Source organism: Microvirga flocculans ATCC BAA-817 (genome assembly GCF_000518665.1).
Lineage (GTDB): Bacteria > Pseudomonadota > Alphaproteobacteria > Rhizobiales > Beijerinckiaceae > Microvirga > Microvirga flocculans.
In genome coordinates, this window is record NZ_JAEA01000001.1 from 386,159 (window position 1) to 411,874 (window position 25,716).

Below are 25,716 nucleotides of genomic sequence, written 5' to 3' on the forward strand. Positions count from 1 at the left end.
AGGGGGGTTCCCAGGTTTCTGCCTCCTCGATCCTCCCTCAACGGGGAGGCGAACCGGCTGGATTGTCTCGCCTGCCGTTAAGTCTTTTGGGGGAAAAGGGCTTCCATTTTGAAGCCGGCTATGATTGTCATGTTTCTGTCATAGTAACGTCATCCAGCCGTAACGCAGGGGTGATGAACGACAAAAACGTCCCAGACGGGATGGATATGGGAGAGATCAGTATGATGAAGAAGTCCCTCCTCGGCGCGCTGGCTTTCGGCCTGGCGACGAGCACCTCCGCCTTCGCCCAGACGGAGATCCAGTGGTGGCACGCCATGACGGGCGCCAACAACGATGTCGTGAACCGTCTCGCCGAAGAGTTCAACAACTCGCAGAAGGACTACAAGGTCGTCGTCAGCTACAAGGGCCAGTACGCCGACACCCTGAACGCCGGCATCGCCGCGTTCCGCGCGGGCAACGCCCCCCACATCCTGCAGGTCTTCGAAGTCGGCACCGCGACCATGATGGGCGCGAAGGGCGCCGTGAAGCCTGTCGCCGAGATGATGAAGGAAGCCGGCGAGAAGTTCGATCCGAACGCCTATCTGCCCGCCATCACCGGCTACTACTCCACCGCCAAGGGCGAGATGCTCTCCTTCCCCTTCAACTCCTCCTCGATGGTCATGTGGATCAACAAGGACGAGCTGAAGAAGGCTGGCGTCAACGAGATTCCGAAGACCTGGCCCGACGTGTTCGCCGCCGCCAAGAAGCTCAAGGCCGCCGGTCATGACACCTGCGGCTTCTCGAACGCCTGGGCTTCCTGGGCGAATGTCGAGCAGCTTTCGGCCTGGCACAACGTGCCGATGGCCACGAAGGCCAACGGCCTCGACGGCTTCGACACGGAGATGAAGTTCAACTCGCCGTTCCATGTCCGTCACCTGCAGAACCTCGTCGACCTGCAGAAGGACAAGACCTACGACTATTCGGGCCGCGATTCGAAGAGCGAGGGCCGTTTCACCTCCGGTGAGTGCGCGATCTTCCTCACCTCTTCGGGCTTCTACGGCAACGTGAAGGCCAATGCGAAGTTCGATTGGGCCAACGCGCCGATGCCCTACTACCCGGATGTGGCGGGCGCTCCGCAGAACTCCATCATCGGCGGCGCTTCGCTGTGGGTCATGGGCGGCAAGTCGGCCAACGAATACAAGGGCGTTGCCAAGTTCTTCGCCTTCCTCTCGGATACCGACCGTCAGGCCAGGCTGCACCAGGAATCGGGCTACCTTCCGATCACGAAGGCTGCTTACGAGAAGACCAAGGCGTCGGGCTTCTATGAAAAGAACCCCGCTCTCCAGACGGCGCTGATCGAGCTGACCAACAAGGAGCCGACCGAGAACTCCCGCGGCCTTCGTTTCGGCAACATGGTTCAGATCCGCGACGTGATCTCCGAGGAGATCGAGGCGGCTCTCGCCGGCCAGAAGTCCGCGAAGGACGCGCTCGACGCCGCGGTCAACCGCAGCAACCAGATTCTGCGTCAGTTCGAGCGTACCATTCGCTGAGCCTGACTGAATAAGGACTTTTCATCCCGGGCAGCCGAAAAGCTGTCCGGGATGATCTTATAAGGCAACCTCGCAGACCGGTTGATGCCGTCCTCTGCACCATCACCGGACAACCGTAAGCGCGATGGAAAAACGAGCTCATTTTTCAGGGTGGACGCTGCCCCTGCTGCTGATCCTGCCGCAGATGGCTATCACCGTCATTTTCTTCTACCTGCCGGCCTCTCAGGCGATCTGGCAGTCCTTCCTGCGTGAAGACGCCTTCGGCCTCGCCTCCGAATTCGTCGGTCTCGAAAACTATGCCGCATTGTTCGAGCAGCCCGAATATTACCGGGCGATGATCACGACCGTGATCTTCTCGACGCTGGTGGCCTTCTTCTCGCTCGCCGTCGCCCTTCTTCTCGCCACCCAGGCTGACAAGAACATTCGCGGGGGACACGCCTTCAAAACCCTGCTGATCTGGCCCTATGCGGTCGCCCCCGCCATTGCAGGCGTATTGTGGATGTTCATGTTCCATCCGACGCTCGGCACGCTCGGACGCCCGCTCAATGTCATGGGATTCAACTGGAATCCCATGCTTGACGGCACGGACGCCATGATCCTGCTCGTGCTTTCCGCGACCTGGAAGCATGTCAGCTACAACTTCCTCTTCTTCCTCGCCGGCCTTCAGGCGATCCCGAAGAGCGTGATCGAAGCCGGCGCCATCGACGGCGCGGGACCCGTTCGCCGCTTCTGGACGATCGTCTTCCCGCTCCTGTCGCCGACCACTTTCTTCCTTCTCGTCGTGACCATCGTTTACGTGTTCTTCGAGACGTTCGGCATCATCGACGCCGTGACGGGGGGCGGCCCTGCCGGCCAGACGACCACTCTCGTCTACAAGGTTTACGCGGACGGCCGCTCCGGCGGCGATCTCGGCCTCTCGGCCGCGCAATCGGTGATCCTCATGGTCATCGTGATCGCGCTCACCGCCATCCAGTTCCGCTACGTCGAACGCAAGGTGCAGTACTGATGGTCGAGAATCGTCCCTTCGCACAATTCATGGCCTATCTGACGCTCGCGATCGGCGTCGTCGTGGTGGCCTTCCCGGTCTACCTGGCCATCATGGCGTCGACCTTCGACACTGCGACCATCATCAACGGCAACATGCCGCTTACCCCGGGCAATCAGGCCGCCGAGAACTACACGCGCGCCCTGTTCTACGGTGGCAAGCTGGCCCGCGAGCCTGTCAGCATGATGATGGTCAATTCCATGATCATGGCGCTCGGCATCGCGTTCGGTAAGATCCTGATCTCGATCATCTCGGCTTATGCGGTGGTCTATTTCAAGTTCCCGTTCCGCAAGACGGCCTTCTGGGTCATCTTCATCACGCTGATGCTTCCAGTCGAAGTGCGTATCTACCCGACCTACAAGATCGTCGCCGATCTCGGTCTGCTCGATACCTATACGGGCCTCATCATGCCGCTGATCGCATCGGCCACCGGAACGCTGCTCTTCCGCCAGTTCTTCATGACGGTTCCGGACGAGCTTCTGGAAGCCTCCAAGATCGACGGCGCGGGCGCGTTCCGCTTCTTCAAGGATACGCTGCTTCCGCTCTCCATGACGACGATCGCGGCGCTGTTCGTGATCCAGTTCATCTATGGCTGGAACCAGTATCTCTGGCCACTGCTGATCACGACCAAGAGCTCGATGCAGACCATCGTCATCGGCATCAAGAAGATGATCACGACGACCGACGCGCTGACTGAATGGCAGATTGCCATGACGACGGCCGTGCTCGCGATGGTTCCGCCGGTCCTGGTGGTGATCTTCATGCAGAGGCTGTTCGTGAAAGGCCTCGTCGAAACGGAGAAGTGACGCTCGAAGCCGCGCAGGTCCCTCCGGTGCAAGCGCCGAGGGACCCTTCTCAGGAAACTTGAAATATTCTCGCCCGGAGCCCTCAAGCGGTGCGGGCCGATGCTAAAAGGAATGAAACGATGGCAGGGGTAACGCTCGATACCGTCAGGAAGATCTATGCGGGAAACGTGGAAGCGGTGAAGGGCGTATCGCTCGCCATCGATGACGGTTCGTTCTGCGTGCTGGTCGGGCCTTCGGGCTGTGGAAAGTCGACGCTTCTGCGCATGATCGCCGGGCTCGAGACGATTTCCGACGGCAGCGTGAAGATCGGCGATCGCGTCGTGAACCAGATCGAGCCCGCCGACCGCGATATCGCCATGGTGTTCCAAAACTATGCGCTCTATCCGCACATGACCGTCTACGACAACATGGCCTATGGCCTGCGCAACCGCGGCACGCCCAAGGACGAGATCGAGAAGCGCGTGAAGGAAGCCGCCCGCATCCTCGCCATCGAGCCCTTCCTCGCCCGCAAGCCGCGACAGCTCTCCGGCGGCCAGCGCCAGCGCGTGGCCATGGGCCGCGCCATCGTGCGCAAGCCTCAGGTCTTCCTCTTCGACGAGCCGCTCTCCAACCTGGACGCCAAGCTGCGCGTGCAGATGCGCGTCGAGATCAAGCGCCTCCAGAAGGCCCTCGGCGTGACCTCGATCTACGTGACCCACGATCAGGTCGAGGCGATGACGCTCTCCGACAAGCTCGTTGTGATGTCCGGCGGCCAGATCGAGCAGGTGGGCAGCCCGGCCGAGGTTTATCGCCGCCCCGAAACCCGCTTCGTCGCCACCTTCATCGGCTCCCCACCCATGAACATCCTGCCGGGTACGGTGGAAGGTCCCGGTCGCGTCTCGGTGGGCGGCCAGTCCATCGCCGTCACCGACATACGTGAGGGGCTTACTCCCGGCACCGCCGTCGAGGTGGGCCTGCGCCCCGAGGACGTGCAGGCGGGCGCCGCAGGCGCCAGCTCGCTCGCCATGGATGTGGATTTCGTCGAGGAGCTCGGCGCGACGCAGCTCTTCCACGGCAAGGTTGCCGGCGCCGATTTCGTCGTGCAGGCCTCCACCGGCCAGATCGCGGCGGATATCCGCAAGCTGACCCTCTCCGTCGACCCGGCCAACGTCCATCTCTTCGACCCGCAGACCACGAAGCGCCTCGGCCGGGTCTGATTGTCTGCAGCCGGATTCTATATCGTGGCATTCGGGCCCCGGGCTTGCCCGGGGCCTTTCCGTTTCGTGAAGGGAAAGCTCCGCCGTTCCGGCGGGCTTTCTCCAGGCAGCGGTTGCACCCATCCCGAAGCCTCGGTATCGGTTGTCCGAACATGAGGAAGAATGATGACGGTCAAGCTCGACGGAGCAACGCTCAGGATTGAGGATGTGGTGCGCGTGGCGCGCCCGGATGCGACGGGACGTTTCGCAGAAGCGGTTCTGGCTCCGGAGGCCCGCGAGCGGATCGCGGCGACACGGGATTACATCGACCGCACCTGGATGCATGACGATGCGCCGCTCATGTATGCCTTCAACACGGGCGTCGGGCTGTTCAAGGATCAGCGCGTGCTGATCGCCGACATGGCGGACTATCAGCGAAACACTGTCTACGCGCATGCCACAGGCGTCGGCGAGCCTTTCGCGGAGGATGTGACGCGCGCCATGATGCTTCTGCGCGCCAACGCCTTCGCATCGAATTATTCCGGGCCGCGCGTGGAGCTGGTCGAGCGCCTGCTCGCCTTCCTCAATGCGGGCCTGCATCCGGTCATCCCGCAGAAAGGCTCCGTGGGCGCCTCCGGCGACCTTGCGCCCCTGGCGCACATGGCGGGCGCCGTCTGCGGCTTCGAGGAAGCGCTGATGGTCTATCGAGGCCGCCTCATGCCTGCCCGCGAGGCGATTGCGGCAGCAGGCTTCGAGCCCGATTTCGAGCTCGGTGCGAAGGATGCCTCCGCCCTCATCAACGGCTCCACCACATCGCTCGCACTGGCGGCTCTCGCGACCCACGATGCGCGCCGTCTGCTCAAGCAGGCCGACATCGCCATGTGCCTGTCGCTGGAGGCCATGCGCGGCGAGCTTGCGGCTTTCGATCCGCGTGTACACCGGGCCCGCCCGCATCCGGGCCAGGCCCGCGTGGCGCGCAATCTGCTTCGCATTCTCGACGGATCGAAGCGCTGCTCGCAAGAAGCCCGCGAAATCGCCTTTCCCGACGAACGGCGCCAACCGGGCACGCCTGCATCCCCGCGCGTGCAGGACGTGTATTCCCTGCGCTGCACGCCGCAGGTTCATGGGCCTGCCGCCGAGGCGATCGAGTATGTGGAGCGCATCGTCGGCACGGAGATGAATTCCGCCACCGACAACCCGCTGATCTTCGACGATGGCCAGGGCGGCTACGTGTCGATCTCAGGCGGCCATTTCCACGGCCAGTACCTGGCGCAGGCAATGGACGTCCTGGGCATCGCCATGGCCGATCTCGGCGCGATCTCCGAGCGCCGCCTCGCGCGCCTCATCGACCCCACCATGTCCTACGGCCTGCCGCGCAACCTGCTCGCAGGCAAGCGCGGCCTCAACACGGGCTATGCCACGGTGCAATGCTCCATGTCCGCGCTGGTCATGGAAAATCGCGGTCTCGCGACGCCGGGCTCCGTCGATTCCATTCCGAGCAAGTCGAACGCGGAAGATCATGTCTCCAACTCCACCTGGTGCGGGCGCAAGGCACGCGTCATCGTGGAGAACGTGGAGCAGATCGTGGCCGGAGAGCTGCTCATGGCGGCGCAGGCGCTCACGCTCGTGGAGCCGCTTGCCAAGGATGCGCCGCTGGGCAAGGGCTCGCGTGCGGCGATGGAAGCGATCCGCGCGGTCATACCGCCGGCGCTCGACGGCGATCGCTGGTATGCCACCGAGATGCGCCAGGCGCTCGATCTGGTGCGTTCCGGCGCCGTGATCGCCGCGGTCGAGAGCGCGGTCGGCGAACTCGAGTAAGCGAAAGGGCCGGCTTTGCCCGGCCCTTGGATCGACGCGCTGAGCCGGTCAGCGGCAGCGGCGTACGTCGCGCACGACGAAACTGCCGTTCGGACGGTAGACGCGCTCCCGGACCCAGCGGCAGCGATTCTCGTAGCGCTGCCATGCGGGAACGCCGCAACGGCGCACGGTGCGATAGACGACACGGCCGTCCGCGCGTACGGTGCGCACGCGCCGCGTCACGCAGGCGACGCTGTCCACGAGCGAGGGGCCTTGAATACGTTCGGGGCTGAAACGGGCTTCTGCTTGCGGAACTGCGAGGAATCCTGTGCCGAGAGCAAGGGCGAAAGCGGGGAGAATGATGGCTCGCATCGTCCATTCCTTATGATTGAAGAGGCTGACGATAACGGCAGGTCTATGTCATGGTTCCTGAAACTGGAATAAAAGCCATGTCACGCATTCTCATTCGTCCCGTTCATGCCTCGGATGCCGCAGAACTGGTGGCGGCGAACCTCGCAAGCATCGCGCTCCATGAGCCATGGGTTTCCCCGTGCCGGGATCATGCGAGCTTTCTCGGCTATCTCACGCGCTGCGACGGCGAGCGCGCCGTGGGCTTCATTGTCCGGGAGCGGGAGAGTGGACGGATCGCCGGCGTCGTCAACCTGAGCGAGATCGTGCGCGGGGGCTTCCAGAGTGCCTATATGGGTTATTACGGCATGGCAGGCATGAGCGGGCGCGGCCTCATGCGAGAGGCGGTGAGCCTCGTACTCGCGCAGGCCTTCGGCGATCTCGGCCTGCATCGCGTGGAAGCAAATATCCAGCCCGGCAACGAGCCTTCCCGCAAACTCGCCCAGCGGCTCGGCTTTCGCTTAGAGGGCTATTCACCCCGCTACCTGAAGATCAACGGCCAATGGCGCGATCACGAGCGCTGGGCCATGCTCGCGGACGAATGGCAAGGCTGACGCGGCAGAAATTCTACCCTGCAACCCGCTTGACGGTCTCGATCAGCACGCGGGCCGCCACGTCCGCATCCTCGACCGTGATCGACTCTGCCGGGTTGTGGCTGATGCCGCCCTTGCAGCGCACGAAGAGCATGGCCGAGGGACAGAGGGTCGCCATGGCGACCGCATCGTGACCGGCGCCGGAGGGCAGGTGAAGCGGCTCGATCCCGAGGCCTTTCACAGCGTTCTCCAGATGCCCGATCAGCCCCTTGTCCATGGGGGTTGCGGGCGAGTCCATGAAGGGTTCGATGGTGAAAGCGACACCGCGCCTCTGGGCCGCAGCCCGGCACTCCGTCACGATGTCGTGCACCATGGCCTGCCGCACCGCATCGTCCGGCGAGCGGGCGTCGAGGGTGAAATCGACCCGTGCGGGGATCACGTTGATCGCTCCCGGCTGCACCTGCGCCACGCCCACGGTCGCTACCGTGTCTGCGCGGAGGGAGCCTGCGCGCTCCACGATGCCGATCATCTCCGCCACCGCTGCGAGCGCATCGCGGCGCATGGTCATCGGCACCGTGCCGGCATGGCCTGCCTCGCCGACCACATGGGCACGGGCACGGGTAATGCCGTTGATGGCCGAGACGATTCCCACCGGCAGTTCCCTGGCCTCGAGCAGGGGGCCCTGCTCGATATGGACTTCGAGATAACCCCGATAGCGGCCCGGGTCGCGGGCAAGCGCCGCAATGCCGTTCGGATCGCCACCGAAGCCGATCAGGGCATCGCGCAGTGCGATCCCGTCCTGATCGCGGCCATCGAGCCAGGCCGGGTCGTAGCGGCCGGCAAGGGCGTAGGACGTGGACAGATTGGTCGGGAAGCGGACGTTCTCCTCGTCTCCGAAAGCCACGATCTCGATGGGACAGGCGGGCACGATGCCCTGCTCCTTGAGCGCCTCGGCGGCGACGATGCCGAGCACGACCCCGAGATTGCCATCGTACCGGCCCGCATCGACCACCGAATCGATGTGGGAGCCGATGAGAAGGGCAGGAGCCTCGGGATTCCTGCCTTCGATGCGCCCGACGACGGAGCCGAGAGCGTCGATGTGAGCGGCAAGACCGGCATCCCGCATGAAGCCCAGGGTCGTATCCGCAGCGGCCCTGTGCGCGGGAGAGAGATACAGGCGCGTGATGCGCCCGAATTCATCGCTGTGCGCGGCGAGAGCCTCGATCATCGCCATAACGCGATGGCCGAGGGTGAGGTCGGAAAGGTTCGTCATGATGCGAGAGTTTCAGGAACCGGGCGGCTTCGCAAGGGGAAGCACGCCCGAGGCCCGAAACGAGGTAAACCCGAGCCTCGTCAGGCGGCCACGCCGAGCTTCTTCTGCAGGCTCGTGGACGAGGTCGTGTATTGGAAGAGGAGCTTCTTCTCGGGGTAAACGTAGCGGTGCACCTTCTGGGCCGCCAGCGCGCCTTCGTGGAAGCCGGAGAGGATCAGCTTGAGCTTGCCCGGATAGGTATTGATGTCGCCGATGGCGAAGATGCCCGGAACGTTGGTCTCGAACTTTTCCGTATCGACCGGGATCAGGTTCTCATGGAGGTTCAGGCCCCATTCGGCGATCGGGCCGAGCTTCATGGTGAGCCCGAAGAAGGGCAGCATCACATCGCAATCCACCGTGAACTCCGAACCGTCGTCCTTGCGGATGACGGCGCCCTCCAGCACGGGCGGCTCGCCCTTGAGAGCGCTCACCTGGCCGAGATGCAGGTCCATCTCGCCGGCGGCGACGAGGGCGCGCATCTTCTCGACGGTGTGGGGCGCGGCCCGGAAGGCGTCGCGGCGGTGGAGCAGGGTCAGGCGCCGGGCGATGGGCTGCAGGTTCACCGTCCAGTCGAGGGCGGAATCGCCGCCGCCGACGATGAGCACCTTCTTGTCCCGGAACATCTCCATCTTCCGTACGGCGTAGAACACGCCCGTGCCCTCATAGGCCTCGATGTTGTCGATCGGGGGCTTCTTGGGCTGGAACGAGCCGCCGCCCGCCGCGATGATCACGGACTTGCAGGTGAAGGTGGTTCCGTTCTCGGCGGTCCTGACCCTGAACAGCGGCGCCTCGGGCGTGCCGAGGGTCTCGATGCTTTCCACCATCTCGTTGAAATGGAAGGTCGGGTGGAAGGGCTCGATCTGCGCCATCAAGTTGTCCACGAGCCCCTGGCCGGTCACCATCGGGAAGCCGGGAATGTCGTAGATCGGCTTCTCCGGGTAGAGCTCCGCGCATTGCCCGCCTGCCTTCGGCAGGATGTCGATCAGATGGCATTTGATGTCGAGGAGCCCGAGTTCGAACACGGCGAACAGGCCCACAGGCCCGGCACCGATGATGACGACGTCCGTTTCGATATGGTCGGTCATGAACAGGCTCCTTGGAGAGACCGCATCCGAAAAGCACGGTCTCCTGGTCTTGGCAATGCGGCAGGCTCGACGGTGTCAGTTCCCGGTGGGGGCGAGGGTGACCTCCAGGCCGTCGAGTTCGGGGGTCCAGATGATCTGGCAGGACAGGCGGGAATTGGGCCAGCTGACCACCGTGTCCAGCTGGTTCTCCTCCTCCTCGGTCGGAGGATGGAGCTTGTCCAGCCATTTGTCGTCCACGAAGACATGACAGGTAGCGCATTCGCAGGCGCCGCCGCACAGGCCCTCGATGGGCAGCCCCCAGTCCCGGATGATCTCCATGACCCGCCAGCCCTCGAGGGCTTCGAGAGTGTGGCGCTGGCCGTTACGGTCGGTCACATGGATCACGCCCATGGATAAGGGTTTCCTCAAGGTCGGGATGAGAAGCGGGTGGGGCCGCGAGCCCCGACTGCATATCGGGCCTGGAGCCGCCCCGTCAATCGTAGCCGGCCGTTCCGGCGCTCCGTTTAGGGGCATCCCGGCATAAAAAAGGACCGCCTTTCGGCGGTCCTCCTTAGGGAATGAGAGTGCTCCGTGCTAGCGGCCGCGGCCACCGCCGTGGGAGTGTTCGCCACCCTTGCGCCCGGCCTCGGACGCCTTCTCAGGGGTGTTCTTTAAGCTGCCGCCGCCGGCCTCGCCGCCCTTCTTCGCGATTTCGCGCTGCTTGCTCTCGTCCATGGAAGAAAAGCCGCGGTTGGAGCCGCCAGATTTATTCTGAGCCATCATCAATCTCCTTTTTGCTGGCCTAGACGGCGAGTTAACGAGCAAGTCAGGAAGGTGTTCGGTTTGGTTTATCGTTTTTCAAGAAGATCTATCTTTGACCGAGGAAAACAAAATTATCCAACCTGTGCAGGTCATCATATGTTAAATTTCAATAGGACAATTTCATATGTTTCTATTTCATTCAAGAATATTTGGTCGTGATTATGGAAGATAGGCCCGTATCTTATGACTAAACTTGCAAGGATGCGGCATATCGCCGATCTGGAAACGGCAAAGTCTGTCGCGTAAATGTAGGGCCTGCCTTCGGCTGAATGAATATCCTCGTGAGCGGGCCGGTATCCTCGATCTTCTGTCTGCCGACCTGGCCCCATCGCGGTTCTTCCGCTGGATCGTCCTCATCCTGCGCCCAGGAATGGATCACGCCCCTTGGACCCGTCATCTTGCGGAAGGTGGGGAAGTCCTTATCGGAGGTTTAGTCCGACCTCTCCGGCTCCTCTTTGGCATTGAGGTGGTAGAGGTTCCCGAAGAACTCGTCGAAACCATGCATCGTCGGCAGATGGCTGTTGAGGTCGCCGAGATGGTTTTTGCCGAATTGCCCCGTCGCATATCCCTGGTTCTTGAGAAGTGCGGCGATGGTGACGATCTTGTCCGACATGCCGACCTCAACCGAACGGCCCGATCTGGAAGGTCATGCTCACGATGGCGCCGATCCCGATGAGAAGCAGGATCACGGCGGTGATGAGCGTGAACGAAGGGGGGAATCGGCTTTCGCCGTAGATCAGTCGAGCGGCCCTCATCTCCTTGCGCTGCGCGCGCAGGCCAAGCATGAACTGGCTGTGAAAGACGATGCCGCCGATCAGCATCACGATGCCGAGCATCACCAGCGTCATGCCGAAGTTCCGTGCGGAGCCGACGTGAGTCATCGTGCCGGCCTCGCGCAGCTTCTGGAAGAACTGAAAGATCGAGAAACCGAAGCCGATGAGAGACAGCGACGTACGGATCACCGCCATCAGAGTTCGGTCGGCGCTCATGCGGGTGCGCTGGAACGACATGCCGGTCCGGCGCGCGGACAACTCGACGGACATGTCATCGCTGATAGGACGTTTCGGGTTGGAATCGGCCATCGTCAGAATCATCCTCGTTCGGCAGGATGGCTGCATCGGGACCATGCCCAACACGGGACGGCATGGAACCTGCCTCAGCTCGGGGCGGCGGACGGAGGTCCATCCGCCGCGCTGTCGCCGTCTTTGTCTGCTGCCCTTTCCGGTCAGCCTCTCTTGCAAACTGCTCCAGCAGGACTTGGAAAGCTCAGTGGTGCCCGCCTCCTGCAGTCTCCATAATCTTTTCCATCACCTGATCGATGCCGAAGCTCGCTGCTTTCTGCCGTGGTGGGAATTCTCTGAACGTTGCGAGAAACTCCGCGACGCCTGCCTGTGCGGGGACGAGCATGAAGGCGTGGTCCAGGAGCCAGTCATAATAAGTATTGGAGGTGATGTCCGCGCGTTCATAGGGGTCGGTGCGCAAATTGAATATTTTGGGAACGCGCAGCGTTATCATCGGCTCGGCCCAGACTTGGAGCGTGCCGCGAGCCCGCTGCTCCATGAAGGCGAATTTCCAGTTATCGAAGCGAAGGCAGGCGAGATCACCATCATCCGTGAAGTAGAAGAATCCCTTCCGCTCGTGTTGTTTGGCCTTTCCGGTGAGGTAAGGCATAAGGCTGAAGCCATCGATGTGAACCTTGAACGTCTTGCCGTTCGCCTCGTAGCCGCCCTTCTTAAGCTTCTCCTTAACGTCCGGATCGCCAGCCGCTTCGACGATGGTCGGCAACCAGTCGAGATGACTGACGATCTCGTTGCAGACTGTCCTGGGCTTTATCACCCCTGGCCAGCGCACCAGGCATGGTACGCGATATGCACCTTCCCACATCGAATTCTTCTCGTTGCGGAACGGCGTCATGGCCGCATCCGGCCACGAGTTGATGTGCGGACCGTTGTCGGTCGAGTACATGACCATCGTGTTGTCGGCGATACCGAGTTCATCGAGCAGGTCAAGCATCTTGCCGATGTGCTTATCGTGCTCAATCATGCAGTCGTGGTATTCGGACTGCCAACGTCCAGCTTGGCCACGAATGCGGTCCTCGATATGCGTTCGGAAGTGCATGTGCGTCGTGTTGAACCAGACGAAGAACGGCTTGTCGTCCTTGGCTGCCTTCCTGATGAAGTCCTGCGCGGCCTTGAGGAACTCGGTGTCGACGGTCTCCATCCGTTTCTTGGTCAGTGGGCCCGTATTTTCGATCTTCTGTCCGCCCTTGCCATCCGACCAGCAGTGGAGCACACCGCGCGGGCCAAAGTTCTTCCTGAAGTTTGGAAAATCCTTTTCGCTCGGGTAGTCGGGAAGCTCCGGTTCCTCCTCTGCGTTGAGATGATAGAGATTGCCGAAGAACTCATCGAAGCCGTGCATCGTCGGCAGGTGCTCGTCACGGTCGCCGAAATGGTTTTTGCCGAATTGGCCGGTCGCGTATCCCAACGGCTTCAACAGCTCAGGAATGTTCGGGTCTTCGGCGCGCATGCCGAGTTCGGCGCCAGGCAGGCCGACCTTGGTCAGGCCGGTGCGCAGTCCGCATTGCCCGGTGATGAAGGACGCGCGGCCTGCCGTGCAGCTCTGCTCGCCGTAGTAATCCGTGAAGAGCATGCCCTCTTCGCCGATGCGGTCGATGTTGGGCGTCCGATAGCCCATCATCCCTCTCGTAAAGATGCTCAGGTTCGATTGGCCGATATCGTCACCCCACAGGATCAGGGAGTTCGGTTTCTTCGCCATGGCACGCCTCCTCTGCGTCAAGATGGCTGGACGAAACGCACAAGCGCATGGGCCGCCTGTCGCGCATCATGTCGGTGTCTCTCACACGTCCCTGCAATGCTGCGGCTCTCTGCGGTATCCCATGCGATGATGGACGAGCGGGGAGGCCGGGCAGCCGACATGATCTGCTCCTCACGATACCGGACCGGTAGACCTGCGCCTTGCCCACCACCGGGCAAGGCGGCAGAACGGCCCGCGCAACAGAACGTAGGGGAGGAACGCGAGCAGGATCGAAACAAGCACAGTCTCGGCCGGGAAGAAGGCGTCTAGAACGACCGCCTGATAGATTCCGTCCATGACGAGGCCCAGCAGGATGATCCGCGCCGTCGCGATCACGCCTTCGCGCAAGCGCCCCGTGCTCCCGTTCCGGTCCGTGAGCAGGGCCCACAGGTAAGGCGAGCGGTTGAGGCGTGCGTCCTTCATCCCATCGTAGAAGGCCGCGATGGCCGCCATGGTCGGCTGGAGGATGAAGCGGAAGGTCATCGGACCCCCGGGCCGCTCCAAGATGTTGCGCCCGATCCGGCTCAGCACTTCGGTCGAGAATCCGTACCAGAACAGGCCGAGACCGACGAGGACCCCGGCCACGATGACCACGAAGCGAGCCAGCAGCAACTGGTTGGCTGTCACGGTGTCGGCCATCATGTCCCCCGGACCTCGCGCACCACGCAGCGGAAGCCGACATGGCTGGTGGAGGTGTCGACCGGCTCCGGATGCCGGGCGGCCGGGCGGTAGCGGCGACAGTAGCTCGGCGCGCATAGATGCGAGCCGCCCTTGAGCACCTTGCGCGGGATGCGGATCTGCGGCTGGCAGGGGTCGTAGCTGTCGGCCTCGCGCCCGCCGCGCGGGTTCTCGGGGATGCAGCAGGCCTTCGGCGCGTCAGACGGGTGCTTGGGCGCGTACCAGTCCGACGTCCATTCCCAGACGTTGCCGATCATATCGTAGAGCCCGTAGCCGTTGGGCGGATAGGCCCTCACCGGCGAGGTGCGCTCGTAGCCGTCCAGCTTTGTGTTCTGGAAGGGGAATGCGCCCTGCCATGTATTGGCCATATGCCGGCCGCCGGGCGTCAGCTCGTCGCCCCAGGCGAACTCGGCGCCGTCGAGCCCGCCACGCGCGGCGAACTCCCATTCGGCCTCCGCCGGCAGCTCCTTGCCGGCCCAGGCCGCATAGGCCTCGGCGTCCGGATAGGCGACATGCACCACCGGGTGATCGTCGAGACCCTTGATCGAGGAGCCGGGCCCATAGGGGCGGCGCCAGTTGGCACCGAAGACGAAGGCCCACCACTGGCTCCAGTCGCTCAGGTTGACCGGGTAATCCGGCGGGCTGAAGACGAGCGATCCTGCCTTGAGCATGTGCGGCAGCGCGCCGGGATAATCCTTCGGATCCGGCGTTCTCTCCGCGACCGTGACATGGCCCGTCGCTTCCACGAAGCGGCGGAACGCGCGGTTAGTGACCGGCGTCGCATCCATCCAGAACCCGTCGACCGTGACGCGGTGGACCGGCGCCTCCTCCGGATAATGCCTGTCCGATCCCATCCTGAACGTGCCGCCCGCAATCCAGACCATGCCCGGATGCGGAGCCTTGCTCTGCAGCTTGGCCGGAGAGGATCCGGTATCGATCAGCGCCATGGCGCAGCCCTCACCTTACTGAAACCCACAAGGCCTCATGCAGCGTCCTGGATCGCATTTCCGATCCAGGGCACGGCGTGGGGCAAAACGGTACACCAGCGGTTCCTTCAGCCCGCCGACGCACGCCATGGGGTTTCAGTATGTCGGATCACGGGCCTTTGCTTGACCGAACAGGACAGCGGCCGGGCAATTCGGGATAGGTCGCAACAGGAGGATGGAGTCGCGTGGCGTATCTCGTGATCGGATCGCCACTCAGGCAGGTGACACTCCTAAAGCATCGGACCCAAAAGTGGACCTGCACTTTTGGGATTGAATCCGATGCTTCCTTCTTGAGCGAGAGCATCGTTCGGGCGGACCCGTAGGGCCGCCTGAATGGGATCGGTGTTAGCCGCCCAGGGTTCCTTCGCGCAGAGCCTTGTCGGCCATCAGCTCGGCCATGGAGCCCTGGAACCGCATCTCGCCGCGCTCGATGACGCAGGCGCGGTCGCTGATCCCGGCGGCAAAGGCCCAGTTCTGCTCCGAGAGAAGCACTGCGACGCCTTCCGCCTTCATGGCCCGGATCGCCTCGGCCATCATCTGCACGATGACCGGGGCGATGCCCTCGGACGGCTCGTCGAGCAGGATCGCATCCGGATTGCCCATGAGGGTGCGCGCGATGGAGAGCATCTGCTGCTCACCGCCGGACATCTGGTTGCCCCGGCGGCCACGCATCTCGCCGAGGTTGGGAAAGAGCCGGAACAGCCGCTCGGGAGTCCAAGGCGAGCGTCCGGCTTCCGCCGTCCGGCGGCCCGTCTCCAGGTTCTCCTCGACGGTGAGATCGGTGAAGATGCGCCGGTCCTCGGGCACGTAGCCTAAGCCGAGGCGTGCGATCCTGTAGGTCGGGAGCTTGCTCAAGGAATGTCCCTTGAAGGTCGCATGGGTGGCGGTGGCCGAAACAAGCCCCATGATCGCCTTCAGGGTCGTGGTCTTGCCAGCCCCGTTGCGGCCGACGAGCGCCACCACCTCGCCCGGATAGAGATGGAGCGACAGGCCGAACAGCACCTGCGCCCGGCCGTAGAAGGCGCGCAGGTTCCTGATGTCGAGCAGCACGTCTCCTCTCATGCGGGGCCCGTTCCTTGGGATGGCTCGAGGGCATGGCTGTCGCCCAGATAGGCGCGCCTGACCTGGGGGTCCTGGCGGATCTCGTCCGGAGTTCCGGCCGCGATGATCTGGCCGCGCAGAAGCACGATCACCCGGGCCGCGTGGCCGAAGACGACGTCCATGTCATGCTCGGTGAAGAGAACGCCGATGCCCTGGGAGGCGGCGATGGAGGCGGTGAGGTCCATGAGCGCGGCCCGCTCCTGCGGCGCCATGCCGGCGGTGGGCTCGTCCATGAGGAGCAGCTTCGGCTGGCCTGCAAGCGCAATGGCGAGTTCCACACGCTTCACGTCGCCATAGGCCAGCGCCGAGCAGGGCATGTCCGCCGCCTCCGCCATGCCGACCTGGGCGAGCAGGTCGACCGCTCCCGCGCGATGGCGCTCCCGCGCCGGCGTCCAGAGTCCCCGGCTCTGCCGAAAACGGCTGATCAGCGCCATCTGTACATTCTCGGCCGCGCTCATGGAAAGGAATGTCTGCGCCACCTGGAAGGTGCGCCCCACGCCGCCGCGGAAGCGCGCCTGCGGTGAGGCATGGGTGATGTCCTGCCCGTCGATCAGCACCTGTCCGCGATCGGGCCCGAGCTGGCCGCCGACCATGTTGAACACGGTCGACTTCCCCGCGCCGTTGGGTCCAATGATGGCCAGCATCTCGCCGCGCGCGACGGTAAAGGATACGTCGCGCGCCGCCACCACGCCGCCGAAGGATTTGTGCAGGCCCGTCACGGTCAAAAGCGTCATGCCCGCGCCTCCCACCGGTCCCGGACGGTGCCGACGAGGCCGCGCGGGAAGAGGAGCACCATCGCGATGATGCTCAGGCCCAGGAACAGGCGCCACAGGGGCGTGAGCGGCATGATCCAGTCGCGCAGGGCGTGCAGGGCGCCGGCACCCACGAGAGGTCCGATCACGGTCTGAATGCCGCCCAGGAGCAGCATGGTGAGCGCATCCACCGAGGTCGAGATGCCGAGCAGGCTCGGATCCACCGATCCGCGGGAAAAGGCATAGAGACCGCCTGCGAGGCCCGCCGCCGCGCCCGCGGCGATGAAGGCGAGCCAGCGGTGCCGACGGATCGCGAGGCCGATGGCCTCCGCACGGGCTTCCGAGTCGCGGGCCGCGCGCAAGGCATAGCCGAACGGCGCGTCGATGATGCGCTTCAGAAGCAGCACCGCCACCAGAGTCAAAGCGGCCGTCAGCAGGTAATAGGGAACCGGTCCGCTCGCCCAGCGCGAGGGCCACACGCCGACGATTCCGTTGTCGCCGCCGGTCACATCGACCCATTGAAAGGCGACCGCATAGAGAATCTGCGCGGCTGCAAGCGTCATCATGGCGAGATAGATGCCGGACAGGCGCACCACGAAAGCGCCGATCAGGCCTGCGCCGAGGGCAGCGAGGGCAAGCCCGAGCGGCAGCGCCGTCTCCATCGACGTGCCGAACCATTTGACAGCAAGCGCCGCCCCATAAGCGCCGAGGCCGAAGAAGGCCGCATGGCCGAAGCTCACGAGCCCGCCGACGCCGATGAGAAGCTGCAGGCTGAAGGCGAAGAGCGCGAAGATCAGGATCTCCGTCGCGACCTTCAGAAGATATGCATCCGCGATCAGCGGGAAGCCGGCGAGAGCCGCGACCGTGAAGAGCAGAATGAACGGACGGCCAGGCTGAGGCTTGCGGCTGGCGATGCCCACTGCATGGGTTCCGCCGATGACCTCGGCGCGCCCGAAGAGCCCGTAGGGCCGGATCGCCAGCACCACGGCCATGAGCAGGAACACCACGACAAGGGTGCTCTTGGGAAAGATCAGGATGCCGAAGGCCTGCAATTGTCCGATGATGAGCGCTGCGAGAAACGCGCCCGGCACGCTGCCCATGCCGCCGACCACCGTGACGACGAAGGCCTCCGCGATGATCGCCAGATCCATTCCCGTATTGGCGGAGACGCGCGGGATCTGGAGCGCACCGCCCAGGCCCGCGAGGAATGCGCCGAGAAACAGCGTGCCGGTGAACAGCAGCGCCTGGTTGACGCCGAGCGAGGCCACCATGTCGCGGTCCTGCGTCGCCGCGCGCACCAGCACGCCGAAGCGCGTCCTGCGCAGCAGGAGCCAGACGAGTCCCAGTACGATGGGACCGGCCGCGATCAGAGCGAGTTCATAGGATGGGAAGCGCCGCCCGAGGATGTCGACGGGCGCGCGAAGTCCCGGCGCGCGCGGCCCGAGAATGTCTTCGGGGCCGAAGACCTGCACGACGAGGTCCTGCACCACCAGCACCACGCCGAAAGTGGCGAGAAGTTGGAAAAGCTCCGGTGCGCCGTAGATGCGCCGCAGGAGCACGACCTCGATGATGACGCCGATCACGCCGACGATGAGGGCCGAGGCAAGGATGCCCGCCCAGAAGGCAGTGGGCCCGAAAGAGAATTCGAGCAGGCGCGGGATCAGGGTCGCGGCCGTGTAGGCGCCGATCATGTAGAGCGAGCCGTGAGCGAAATTCACGATCCGCGTGACGCCGAAGACGATGGTCAGGCCGCAGGCGGTGATGAAGAGCGAGGAGGCGCTGGACAGCCCGCTCAGGGCCTGAACGGCGAGGAAGGAGGGATCCAGCGCGATCAATCCGCTAGTCCTTCCGCACCGCCTTCACCTCGGCCTCGGACGGCATGAACGAAGCGCCGTCCTTGTAGGTCCAGTCCGTCATGCCGCCGGTTGCGCCCTTGAGCACGAGCTTGCCGACCCAGGCGCCCATGCTGGATTGATTGTCGATGCCCCGCATGGTGACGGGACCGACGACCGTGTCGAACTTCGCATCCTCGAGCGCCTTGATGAGCGCCTCCGTATCGGTGGAGCCCGCGCGTTCGATGCTGTCGCGGATCATGTTGACGACCATGTAGCCGAGCAGCGAGCCGAGGCGGGGCGTCTCGTTGTACTTCGCGCGGTAGGCGTCCACGAAGGCCTTGTGCTTGGGCTCCTTGATCTCGTCCCACGGATAGCCGGTGACGGTCCAGCCCGTGGGCACTTCGTCCTTGAGGGGCAGGAGCCATTCGGGCTCGCCGGTCAGCAGGGAGAGAACCGTTGCGCCTTCGAAGAGGCCGCGCGTGTTGCCCTCGCGGACGAACTGGGTCAGGTCGGGGCCGAAGAGCACGTTGAAGATGCCGTCGGGCTTGGCCTGTTCGAGGGCCGAGACGGTGGCCCCCGCCTCGATCTTGCCGAGAGCCGGATACTGCTCCGCGACGATCTGCGCTCCGGGCACGCGTTCCTGGATCAGGCGCTTGAACACGCCTGCCGCGGACTGACCGTATTCGTAGTTCGGCGCGACGATGGCCCAGCGCTTGGCGCCGGAGGCCTTCGCCTGGTCTACCAGCATGCCGACCTGCATGAAGTTGTTCGGCCGGATGCGGAAGGTATAGCGGTTGCCCTGCGCCATGGTGATGGCGTCGGTGAGCGGCTCTGCGGCGACGTAGACGACCTTCTTCTGGTTCGCGAAATCCGCCATCGCGACGCCGACATTCGACAGGAAAGAGCCGAAGAGCAGGGAGACGCCCTCGCGGTTCACGAGTTCGTCCGCCACGCGGGTGGCGCTGCCCGTGGTCGCGCCGTCGTCCCGGGACACGATCTCCAGCTTGCGGCCCAGCACGCCGCCCTTGGCGTTGATCTCGTCGAGGGCCATCTGCCAACCATTACGGTAGGGTACGGTGAAGGCCGCCCACTGAGCGTAGGAGTTCAGCTCGCCGAGCTTGATCGGAGGCTGCTGCGCCTGAACCGTGGGTGATGCGAATGCAAATGCCGCTCCAAGAGCCAGCCAGCGGATCGTCGATGCCTTCGCCATAGCGCGTCCCTTCCGTCGAGAACCTGCGAGCATGTAGAGCCAATCGGGCCGAGAAGAAAGATGCAAACTGCCGAGCTTCATCAATTCCTTCCTTGCCGTGGGGCCGATGAGAGTGACAGATTTGCCGTCCTTGCAGTTCCATGTGTGACAGATCCATGCTCCTCGACCGCGATCCCGCCCGCGCCTTCATGCCTTATCCGGCCGTCTCGGTCCCCCATGCCGCAAGGGGGCCGCTCTCCGGCCTGACCTTCGCCGCCAAGGACCTCTTCGACGTGGAGGGCTATCCGACGAGCGCGGGCTCGCCCCACATGCTCGCCATGTCCGGCATCAAGTCCCGCACGGCCCCCATCGTCCAGACGCTGCTGGATTCAGGGGCGCGGTTCGTCGGCAAGACGATCACGGACGAACTGGCCTTTTCCATGAGCGGCAAGAACGCCCATTTCGGCACGCCCGTGAACGGCGGTGCGCCGGACCGGATCCCGGGCGGCTCGTCCTCGGGCTCGGCGGCGGCCGTCTCGAACGGGCTGTGCGATGTCGCGCTCGGCACCGACACGGGCGGGTCCGTCCGGGCTCCGGCGAGCCATTGCGGCCTCTTCGGCATCCGTCCGACCCATGGCCGCGTCAGCCTCGAACTCTGCCACGATCTCGCTCCCTCCTTCGATACCTGCGGGTATTTCACCCGCGACGCGGCCACCTTCGTGCGGGTCGGGAAGGTCGTGCTGGGAGAGGATCCGGCGCCTCTGCCGCCAAAGCCCCGGGTGCTGCTGGCGCGGGACGCGTTCGCGCTGCTCCAGGGACAGGTGCGTGAGGCCCTTGCCCCGGCGTTGCGCCGGGTCGGGAGCGTGCTGGGCGAGCCGCAGGAGGCCGATGCGGCGACGGAAGGCTTCAGCGTCCTCTACTGGGCCATGCGCTATATCCAGAGCCGCGAGGCCTGGGCGGTCGACGGGCCGATGATCGAGCGCTTCCACCCGCCCCTCGGCCCCGGCGTGGCCGACCGGTTCGCCTTCTCCAAGGGGGTGAGCGATGCCCAGGTGGCCGAGGCCCAGGTGATTCGCGCGGCGTTCCGGAAGCGTTTCGAGGCCCTGCTCGGCGGCGATGCGGTGCTGGTCCTGCCGACCATGCCCGATGTCGCGCCGCTTCTCTCCGAGAGCGACGAGGCCCTGAACGACTACCGCAACAACGCCCTGAACCTGCTCTGCCTGTCGGTGCTCTCGGGCCTGCCGCAGGTCTCGATCCCGCTCGCCTCCCGCCTCGGCGCTCCGTTGGGATTGTCGATCATGGGGCCTGCGGGCTCGGATCTGAGCCTCGTGGAGCTGGCCCGCTGCATCGCAGAGACCGGAGCCTCCTGACGGACCCATCCCGCGCGGACGGAGTTACCGCCAGAGTGAAGCAGCGGCCGAGGGCCTCAACCCGGGAAGGACGATCATGACCCATCCAGCCGTGCACCCGAAGACGCCCCACGTGGCGGTGGCCAGCGCCTGCATGCTCGGCGAGGGTCCTGTGTGGGATCACCGCTCGAACACCTTGTTCTGGGTCGACATCAAGAACCCGGGCATCTGGCGCTATCACCCCGAGGCGAAGGAGCATGTGCGCATCGATGCGCCCGAGCGGATCGGCTTCGTCGCGCTGACCGCCGATCGGGATGTCGTCCTTGCGGGCTTCAAGTCGGGGCTTGCCCGTTTCAACCTCGAGACGGGCGCCGTGCAGCCTCTCGTCTCGCCCGACGAGGACAAGCCGAACAACCGGATCAACGACGGTCATGTGGGACCGGACGGGGCGGTTTATTTCGGCACCATGGACGATGAGGAGGCAACCGAATCGGGGGCCTTCTGGCGCTGGGACGGCAAGGAGCTGACCCGGTTCCATTCCGGAATCGTCGTCACCAACGGACCGGCCTTCAGCCCCGACGGCCGGGTGCTCTATGCCACCGATACGATTCGGCGGACGGTCTATGCGCTCGATGTCGCCGGCGGCCTGATTGGCGAGCCGCGTCCCTTCGCGCGCTTCGAGGAGGGGTGGGGGCACCCGGACGGCATGGCGGTCGATGCGCAGGGGCATGTCTGGGTCTGTCACTGGGGCGCCTCGCGCATCACGCGCTTTGCCCCCGACGGGTCGGTCGAGCGCATCGTGCCCGTTCCGACGGCGCAGGTGACGAAATGCGCCTTCGGAGGGCCGGACCTCACGACGCTCTACATCACCACGGCCGCCATCGGCCGCGATCCGCATGTCGACGTGATGGCGGGGCATCTCTTCGAGGTCGAGACCGGCGGCATCCGCGGGCTGAAGACCAACATCTTCGAGGGATAAACATCATGACCGTCGCGCGCTTCGGCTCCCTCAACGGACAGGACGTCCTCCAGGTTTCCCTGAACGGGCCGGACGGCATGGCAATGCAGGTCCTGACCTGGGGCGCGGCGATGCGCGATCTCGTCGTTCCCGCCGCGGCCGGGCCTCAGCGGGTCGTGCTGGGTCTCAATTCCATCGAGGATTATATGGCCCATTCCCCGTACTTCGGTGCTGTGGTCGGGCGCTATGCCAACCGCATCGGAGGGGCGCGGTTCATTCTCGGCGGCGAGACGTTTCATCTGCATCCCAATGAGGGCCGGAACCAGCTTCATGGCGGCCCCATGGGCTTCGGCACCCGTCTCTGGAGCCTCGTCGATCACACGACGTCCAGCGTAACCTTGAGCCTCGTGTCGGAGGATGGCGACATGGGATATCCGGGCCGGCTCGCCGCCACCTGCACCTATACGCTTCTGCCAGGATGCCGGTTGCGCATCGCGCTCGAGGCGACCTGCGACCGGATGACGCCGGTCAACCTGACCACCCACGGCTATTTCAACCTGGATGGCAGCGCGGACATCCTGGCTCACCACCTGATGATCGCGGCCGATTACATCACGCCGACCCGCTCCGATCTCATCCCGACCGGAGAGATCAAGCGCGTGGCGAATACCGGATACGATTTCACGTCCCTCAGGCCGATCGGCGCGGCCGAGCTCATGCATGAGCGTATCCACTACGACATCAACTATGTCCTGCGGGGGCCTTATGAAGAACTCCGTCATGCGGCGACGCTGTCCTCGCTCGGAAGCGGCGTGTCCATGGAGCTCTGGACGACGGAACCCGGCCTCCAATTCTATGACGGTCATCTGATCAACATGCCGGTGCCGGGGCTGGGAGGAGTCAGGTATGGCCGCCATGCCGGACTCTGCCTGGAGCCGCAGCGTTTCCCCGACAGCCCCAATAATGCCCACTTTCCATCGTCTATCCTGCCGCCGGGCCAGGTTTCCCGGCAGATCACCGAGCTGCGATTCTCGCAGTGACGTCAGGAACTTTGCACGAGCGTAGCCGTTTCTTTTCTGTAGCGTAGCGTTTCCGGATAAACACGAATCAAGAGGGAAAGGCGCTCATGCCCGTGCTCGATGCGAAAGCCCTGGAGACCGATCCGAAGGGAATGGCTTTCCTGAAGAGCGTGCTGCATCCGGATATCCCGACCGAGACGCCTTCGAAGGAGGCGCCCCGGATCTTCAGGATCCGCTTTCACATGGCGAAGCGGATGAGAACGCTCATCGCCGGAACGGCCTGACCCTTCTCAAGCATCCTCGACCGCTGCCATCAATCCGCGCTTGGCCAGGAGCGCATCAGCCGTAGGCAGACGCCCCCGGAAGGCCGTATAGGCCTCCGCCGGATCGCGCAGGTTTCCGGCGGAATAGATGAAGCGCTTCAGCTTGCCGGCCATGTCCGGATCGAAGGCATTGCCCGTTTCCTCGAACGCGGTGAAGGCATCCGCGTCGAGCACTTCCGACCAGAGATAGCTGTAGTAGCCCGACGAGTAGCCGTCGCCGGAGAAAACATGCGTGAAATGCGGCGTGCGGTGGCGCATGATGATCTCGCGCGGCATGCCGATCTTGCGCAACGTCTCCGCTTCGAAACCCGAGACGTCGAGATCGTCCAGCTCCCTGCGGCGGTGAAGCTCGAGATCGACGAACGCCGAAGCGAGATACTCGACCGTCGCAAAGCCCTGGTTGAAATTGCGCGCGGCCATCAGGCGGGTGAGCAGTTCCTCCGGAATCGGCTCTCCCGTGAGGTAGTGGGTGGCGTAGCGGCGCAGAATATCCGGCTGCGAGAGCCAGTGTTCGTAGAGCTGCGAGGGAAGCTCCACGAAATCCGTCGAAACGGCCGTGCCCGCGAGCAGCGGATAGGTCACGTTCGAGAGAAGCCCGTGCAGACCGTGACCGAATTCGTGGAAGAGCGTGCGTGCATCGTCGAAGCTCAGGAGCGAGGGCTCGCCCGCGCCGCCCTTGGCGAAGTTCATCACGTTGACGATGATGGGGCGGACATCGCCGGTGAGCTTTTCCTGTGAGCGGAAGGCGCTCATCCAGGCGCCGCTGCGCTTGGAAGGACGAGCGAAGTAATCGCCGATGAAGGTACCGGCGTGCCCTCCGCCAGCGTCCAGAACCTGCCAGGCGCGGATGTCGGGATGATAGCGCGGAAAGTCCTTCAGCTCCTGAAAGCTCAGGCCGAAGAGACGGTTCGCCGTCTCGAAGGCCGCTTCGATGATGCGGTCGAGCTGGAAGTAAGGCTTGATGGTCGCCTCATCGAGGTTGTGGCGCGCCATGCGGACCTGATCGGCATAATAGCGCCAGTCCCAGGGCTCGATGACGATGTTGTCGCCGATGGACTGCGCCTGGGCCTGAAGGTCGTTGCGCTCCTCCTCGGCGCGGGCGCGGGCGGGGGCCCAGACGTCGTTCAGGAGCTTGAGCACGTTGTCGGGCGTCTTCGCCATGGTGTCGGCGAGCTTGAAATCCGCAAAGGTCTCATAGCCCAGGAGCTTCGCCCGCTCGGCGCGCAGGGCCGTCGTCTCGGCGATGATGGCCTTGTTGTCGGTGGCGCCGCCGTTGTCGCCGCGCGCGGCCCAGGCGTTGAACGCCTGCTCGCGCAGATCGCGCCGCTTGGAGAATTGCAGGAAGGGCTCGATGCTGGAGCGGGAAAGGGTGATGACGTACTTGCCCTTCAGTCCGCGCTCCTCCGCGGCCTGAGCCGCCGCTTCCCGCAGGAAGGAGGGCAGGCCTTCGAGATCGGCTTCTCCGTCGAGAACGAGCTGGTAGGATTTTTCATCCGCCAGCACGTTCTGCGAGAATTGCGTGCCGAGGCTCGCCAGCCTCTCGGTGATGGCGGCCAGGCGCTTCTTCTCTTCGGGCCCGAGCTTCGCGCCCGCCCGGACGAAAATGGTGTGGTAGCGGTCGAGAACGCGGGCCTGCTCCGGGGTGAGGCCCAGGCTCTCGCGCTTCTCGTAGAGCGCCGCCACGCGCTTGTAGAGCGCCTCGTTCATGAAGATGCTGTTGCGGTGCTTGGCGAGGATCGGCGCCATCTCGCGCTCCACCGCCTGAATCGCATCGCTGGTGTGCGAACCGGCGAGATTGAAGAACACGCCGCCGACCTTTTTCAGAGTCTGGCCGCTGCGCTCCAGCGCTTCGATGGTGTTGGCGAAGGTAGGCGGTTCGGGGCTGTCGGCGATCGCTGCGATCTGGGCCTGCTGCTCGGCGAGGGCCGTGTCGAAAGCGGGTCTGTAATGCTCCGGTGCGATGCTCTCGAAGGGCGGAAGACCGAAAGGCGTGGTCCATGGCTGAAGAAGGGGGTTGCCCGCGAGAGTCGCGTCTGAAGCCGTCATGATCGCTCCTGCCTGATGCCGTTGGGCTGCAAGTCTTAGCGCATCGTGCGGAAAAGTGGACCCGGTTTTTCGCCGGCGGCGGGCCTCGTTCTCGTCCTCGGCTGAGGCGGATGCTCAGAATGGCCACGTTCAAGGATCGTTTCAGGCTTGAGCACGTTGTTGCAGGACGGCGCGA

Annotated in this window: 24 protein-coding genes and 1 pseudogene; 10 read left to right on the forward strand and 15 right to left on the reverse strand. The window is 64.1% G+C overall.

Features of this window, described 5'->3' with window-relative positions:
- Positions 1 to 221: 221 nt before the first annotated feature.
- From ugpB to L879_RS0101915, 5 genes are all read left to right on the forward strand, one after another.
- Positions 222 to 1,529 carry a sn-glycerol-3-phosphate ABC transporter substrate-binding protein UgpB gene (gene ugpB, locus L879_RS0101895; RefSeq protein WP_027314630.1) on the forward strand — a complete coding sequence of 436 codons (1,308 nt, stop codon included), beginning with the start codon at positions 222 to 224 and terminating at the stop codon, positions 1,527 to 1,529.
- Between the two features lie 124 nt (positions 1,530 to 1,653).
- Positions 1,654 to 2,535, forward strand: coding sequence for a sn-glycerol-3-phosphate ABC transporter permease UgpA (gene ugpA / locus L879_RS0101900; protein ID WP_027314631.1), 882 nt, complete (start codon positions 1,654 to 1,656; stop codon positions 2,533 to 2,535).
- Positions 2,535 to 3,380: a sn-glycerol-3-phosphate ABC transporter permease UgpE gene (ugpE, locus tag L879_RS0101905; RefSeq protein WP_027314632.1), complete on the forward strand. Its 846-nt coding sequence runs from the start codon at positions 2,535 to 2,537 to the stop codon at positions 3,378 to 3,380. Before ugpA ends, ugpE begins: the two co-directional genes overlap by 1 nt.
- Positions 3,381 to 3,499: 119 nt before the next feature.
- Positions 3,500 to 4,576, forward strand: a complete 1,077-nt coding sequence (locus L879_RS0101910; RefSeq protein WP_027314633.1) for a sn-glycerol-3-phosphate import ATP-binding protein UgpC — start codon at positions 3,500 to 3,502, stop codon at positions 4,574 to 4,576.
- A gap of 162 nt (positions 4,577 to 4,738) precedes the next feature.
- Entirely contained in the window at positions 4,739 to 6,373 is a 1,635-nt protein-coding gene (locus L879_RS0101915) for an HAL/PAL/TAL family ammonia-lyase (RefSeq protein ID WP_027314634.1), read from the forward strand.
- A 48-nt stretch (positions 6,374 to 6,421) separates the two neighbouring features.
- Here the strand turns inward: L879_RS0101915 and L879_RS0101920 are convergent, their stop codons facing one another.
- Positions 6,422 to 6,724, reverse strand: coding sequence for a hypothetical protein (locus tag L879_RS0101920; RefSeq protein ID WP_027314635.1), 303 nt, complete (start codon positions 6,722 to 6,724; stop codon positions 6,422 to 6,424).
- A 77-nt stretch (positions 6,725 to 6,801) separates the two neighbouring features.
- On the opposite strand from L879_RS0101920, the gene L879_RS0101925 reads away from it, so the two are divergent.
- On the forward strand, positions 6,802 to 7,314 hold the full coding sequence (locus tag L879_RS0101925) for a GNAT family N-acetyltransferase (RefSeq protein WP_027314636.1): 513 nt from the start codon (positions 6,802 to 6,804) through the stop codon (positions 7,312 to 7,314).
- A gap of 13 nt (positions 7,315 to 7,327) precedes the next feature.
- Here the strand turns inward: L879_RS0101925 and L879_RS0101930 are convergent, their stop codons facing one another.
- The 13 genes and pseudogenes from L879_RS0101930 to L879_RS0101990 form a co-directional block, all read right to left on the reverse strand.
- Entirely contained in the window at positions 7,328 to 8,566 is a 1,239-nt protein-coding gene (locus L879_RS0101930; RefSeq protein ID WP_027314637.1) for an allantoate amidohydrolase, read from the reverse strand.
- A gap of 80 nt (positions 8,567 to 8,646) precedes the next feature.
- Positions 8,647 to 9,690: an NAD(P)/FAD-dependent oxidoreductase gene (locus L879_RS0101935; RefSeq protein ID WP_027314638.1), complete on the reverse strand. Its 1,044-nt coding sequence runs from the start codon at positions 9,688 to 9,690 to the stop codon at positions 8,647 to 8,649.
- Positions 9,691 to 9,765: 75 nt separating this feature from the next.
- Entirely contained in the window at positions 9,766 to 10,080 is a 315-nt protein-coding gene (locus L879_RS0101940; RefSeq protein WP_027314639.1) for a 2Fe-2S iron-sulfur cluster-binding protein, read from the reverse strand.
- 183 nt (positions 10,081 to 10,263) lie between these two features.
- The gene (locus L879_RS0101945) at positions 10,264 to 10,449 is read right to left on the reverse strand and encodes a con-10 family general stress protein (protein ID WP_027314640.1); all 186 of its coding nucleotides are present in this window, start codon (positions 10,447 to 10,449) and stop codon (positions 10,264 to 10,266) included.
- A 319-nt stretch (positions 10,450 to 10,768) separates the two neighbouring features.
- A pseudogene (locus tag L879_RS23065) lies at positions 10,769 to 11,107 on the reverse strand (sulfatase-like hydrolase/transferase); the annotation flags it as partial.
- A 4-nt stretch (positions 11,108 to 11,111) separates the two neighbouring features.
- Positions 11,112 to 11,618, reverse strand: a complete 507-nt coding sequence (locus L879_RS0101955) for a YidH family protein (protein WP_245265158.1) — start codon at positions 11,616 to 11,618, stop codon at positions 11,112 to 11,114.
- Between the two features lie 139 nt (positions 11,619 to 11,757).
- On the reverse strand, positions 11,758 to 13,266 hold the full coding sequence (locus L879_RS0101960; protein WP_027314643.1) for an arylsulfatase: 1,509 nt from the start codon (positions 13,264 to 13,266) through the stop codon (positions 11,758 to 11,760).
- Positions 13,267 to 13,437: 171 nt separating this feature from the next.
- On the reverse strand, positions 13,438 to 13,947 hold the full coding sequence (locus L879_RS24140) for a hypothetical protein (RefSeq protein WP_245265146.1): 510 nt from the start codon (positions 13,945 to 13,947) through the stop codon (positions 13,438 to 13,440).
- Entirely contained in the window at positions 13,944 to 14,930 is a 987-nt protein-coding gene (locus L879_RS0101970; RefSeq protein ID WP_084020613.1) for a formylglycine-generating enzyme family protein, read from the reverse strand. The genes L879_RS24140 and L879_RS0101970 overlap by 4 nt, the downstream gene beginning before the upstream one ends.
- 384 nt (positions 14,931 to 15,314) lie before the next feature.
- Positions 15,315 to 16,031: an ABC transporter ATP-binding protein gene (locus tag L879_RS0101975; protein WP_027314646.1), complete on the reverse strand. Its 717-nt coding sequence runs from the start codon at positions 16,029 to 16,031 to the stop codon at positions 15,315 to 15,317.
- Positions 16,028 to 16,804: an ABC transporter ATP-binding protein gene (locus tag L879_RS0101980; protein WP_027314647.1), complete on the reverse strand. Its 777-nt coding sequence runs from the start codon at positions 16,802 to 16,804 to the stop codon at positions 16,028 to 16,030. Before L879_RS0101980 ends, L879_RS0101975 begins: the two co-directional genes overlap by 4 nt.
- A complete protein-coding gene (locus L879_RS0101985) occupies positions 16,801 to 18,648 on the reverse strand; it encodes an ABC transporter permease (RefSeq protein ID WP_027314648.1) in 1,848 nt (615 codons plus the stop codon). Before L879_RS0101985 ends, L879_RS0101980 begins: the two co-directional genes overlap by 4 nt.
- Positions 18,649 to 18,661: 13 nt before the next feature.
- Positions 18,662 to 19,867, reverse strand: a complete 1,206-nt coding sequence (locus L879_RS0101990) for an ABC transporter substrate-binding protein (RefSeq protein ID WP_027314649.1) — start codon at positions 19,865 to 19,867, stop codon at positions 18,662 to 18,664.
- 140 nt (positions 19,868 to 20,007) lie between these two features.
- Here L879_RS0101990 and L879_RS0101995 point away from each other — a divergent pair, with 140 nt between their 5' ends.
- The 4 genes from L879_RS0101995 (at position 20,008) to L879_RS23465 (ending at position 23,456) form a co-directional block, all read left to right on the forward strand.
- Positions 20,008 to 21,216, forward strand: coding sequence for an amidase (locus tag L879_RS0101995; RefSeq protein ID WP_368086298.1), 1,209 nt, complete (start codon positions 20,008 to 20,010; stop codon positions 21,214 to 21,216).
- A 76-nt stretch (positions 21,217 to 21,292) separates the two neighbouring features.
- A complete protein-coding gene (locus L879_RS0102000; protein WP_027314651.1) occupies positions 21,293 to 22,174 on the forward strand; it encodes an SMP-30/gluconolactonase/LRE family protein in 882 nt (293 codons plus the stop codon).
- 5 nt (positions 22,175 to 22,179) lie between these two features.
- A complete protein-coding gene (locus L879_RS0102005) occupies positions 22,180 to 23,193 on the forward strand; it encodes an aldose epimerase family protein (RefSeq protein ID WP_027314652.1) in 1,014 nt (337 codons plus the stop codon).
- A gap of 86 nt (positions 23,194 to 23,279) precedes the next feature.
- Positions 23,280 to 23,456, forward strand: a complete 177-nt coding sequence (locus L879_RS23465; RefSeq protein ID WP_154664047.1) for a hypothetical protein — start codon at positions 23,280 to 23,282, stop codon at positions 23,454 to 23,456.
- Between the two features lie 6 nt (positions 23,457 to 23,462).
- On the opposite strand, the gene L879_RS0102015 is transcribed toward L879_RS23465, so the two are convergent.
- On the reverse strand, positions 23,463 to 25,541 hold the full coding sequence (locus L879_RS0102015) for a M3 family metallopeptidase (protein ID WP_027314653.1): 2,079 nt from the start codon (positions 25,539 to 25,541) through the stop codon (positions 23,463 to 23,465).
- Positions 25,542 to 25,716: the final 175 nt, after the last annotated feature.

Coding starts and splice junctions, on each gene's coding strand:
- L879_RS0101915 (WP_027314634.1), top strand. CDS start 4,739: ATGATGACGGTCAAGCTCGACGGAGCAACGCTCAGGATTGAGGATGTG.
- L879_RS0102000 (WP_027314651.1), top strand. CDS start 21,293: ATGACCCATCCAGCCGTGCACCCGAAGACGCCCCACGTGGCGGTGGCC.
- L879_RS0101945 (WP_027314640.1), bottom strand. CDS start 10,449: ATGGCTCAGAATAAATCTGGCGGCTCCAACCGCGGCTTTTCTTCCATG.
- L879_RS23465 (WP_154664047.1), top strand. CDS start 23,280: ATGCCCGTGCTCGATGCGAAAGCCCTGGAGACCGATCCGAAGGGAATG.
- ugpB (WP_027314630.1), top strand. CDS start 222: ATGATGAAGAAGTCCCTCCTCGGCGCGCTGGCTTTCGGCCTGGCGACG.
- ugpA (WP_027314631.1), top strand. CDS start 1,654: ATGGAAAAACGAGCTCATTTTTCAGGGTGGACGCTGCCCCTGCTGCTG.
- L879_RS0102015 (WP_027314653.1), bottom strand. CDS start 25,541: ATGACGGCTTCAGACGCGACTCTCGCGGGCAACCCCCTTCTTCAGCCA.
- L879_RS0101990 (WP_027314649.1), bottom strand. CDS start 19,867: ATGGCGAAGGCATCGACGATCCGCTGGCTGGCTCTTGGAGCGGCATTT.
- L879_RS24140 (WP_245265146.1), bottom strand. CDS start 13,947: ATGATGGCCGACACCGTGACAGCCAACCAGTTGCTGCTGGCTCGCTTC.
- L879_RS0101935 (WP_027314638.1), bottom strand. CDS start 9,690: ATGACCGACCATATCGAAACGGACGTCGTCATCATCGGTGCCGGGCCT.
- L879_RS0101925 (WP_027314636.1), top strand. CDS start 6,802: ATGTCACGCATTCTCATTCGTCCCGTTCATGCCTCGGATGCCGCAGAA.
- L879_RS0101975 (WP_027314646.1), bottom strand. CDS start 16,031: ATGAGAGGAGACGTGCTGCTCGACATCAGGAACCTGCGCGCCTTCTAC.
- L879_RS0101960 (WP_027314643.1), bottom strand. CDS start 13,266: ATGGCGAAGAAACCGAACTCCCTGATCCTGTGGGGTGACGATATCGGC.
- ugpE (WP_027314632.1), top strand. CDS start 2,535: ATGGTCGAGAATCGTCCCTTCGCACAATTCATGGCCTATCTGACGCTC.
- L879_RS0101920 (WP_027314635.1), bottom strand. CDS start 6,724: ATGCGAGCCATCATTCTCCCCGCTTTCGCCCTTGCTCTCGGCACAGGA.
- L879_RS0101940 (WP_027314639.1), bottom strand. CDS start 10,080: ATGGGCGTGATCCATGTGACCGACCGTAACGGCCAGCGCCACACTCTC.
- L879_RS0101955 (WP_245265158.1), bottom strand. CDS start 11,618: ATGGTCCCGATGCAGCCATCCTGCCGAACGAGGATGATTCTGACGATG.
- L879_RS0101910 (WP_027314633.1), top strand. CDS start 3,500: ATGGCAGGGGTAACGCTCGATACCGTCAGGAAGATCTATGCGGGAAAC.
- L879_RS0101930 (WP_027314637.1), bottom strand. CDS start 8,566: ATGACGAACCTTTCCGACCTCACCCTCGGCCATCGCGTTATGGCGATG.
- L879_RS0102005 (WP_027314652.1), top strand. CDS start 22,180: ATGACCGTCGCGCGCTTCGGCTCCCTCAACGGACAGGACGTCCTCCAG.
- L879_RS0101995 (WP_368086298.1), top strand. CDS start 20,008: ATGTGTGACAGATCCATGCTCCTCGACCGCGATCCCGCCCGCGCCTTC.
- L879_RS0101970 (WP_084020613.1), bottom strand. CDS start 14,930: ATGGCGCTGATCGATACCGGATCCTCTCCGGCCAAGCTGCAGAGCAAG.
- L879_RS0101980 (WP_027314647.1), bottom strand. CDS start 16,804: ATGACGCTTTTGACCGTGACGGGCCTGCACAAATCCTTCGGCGGCGTG.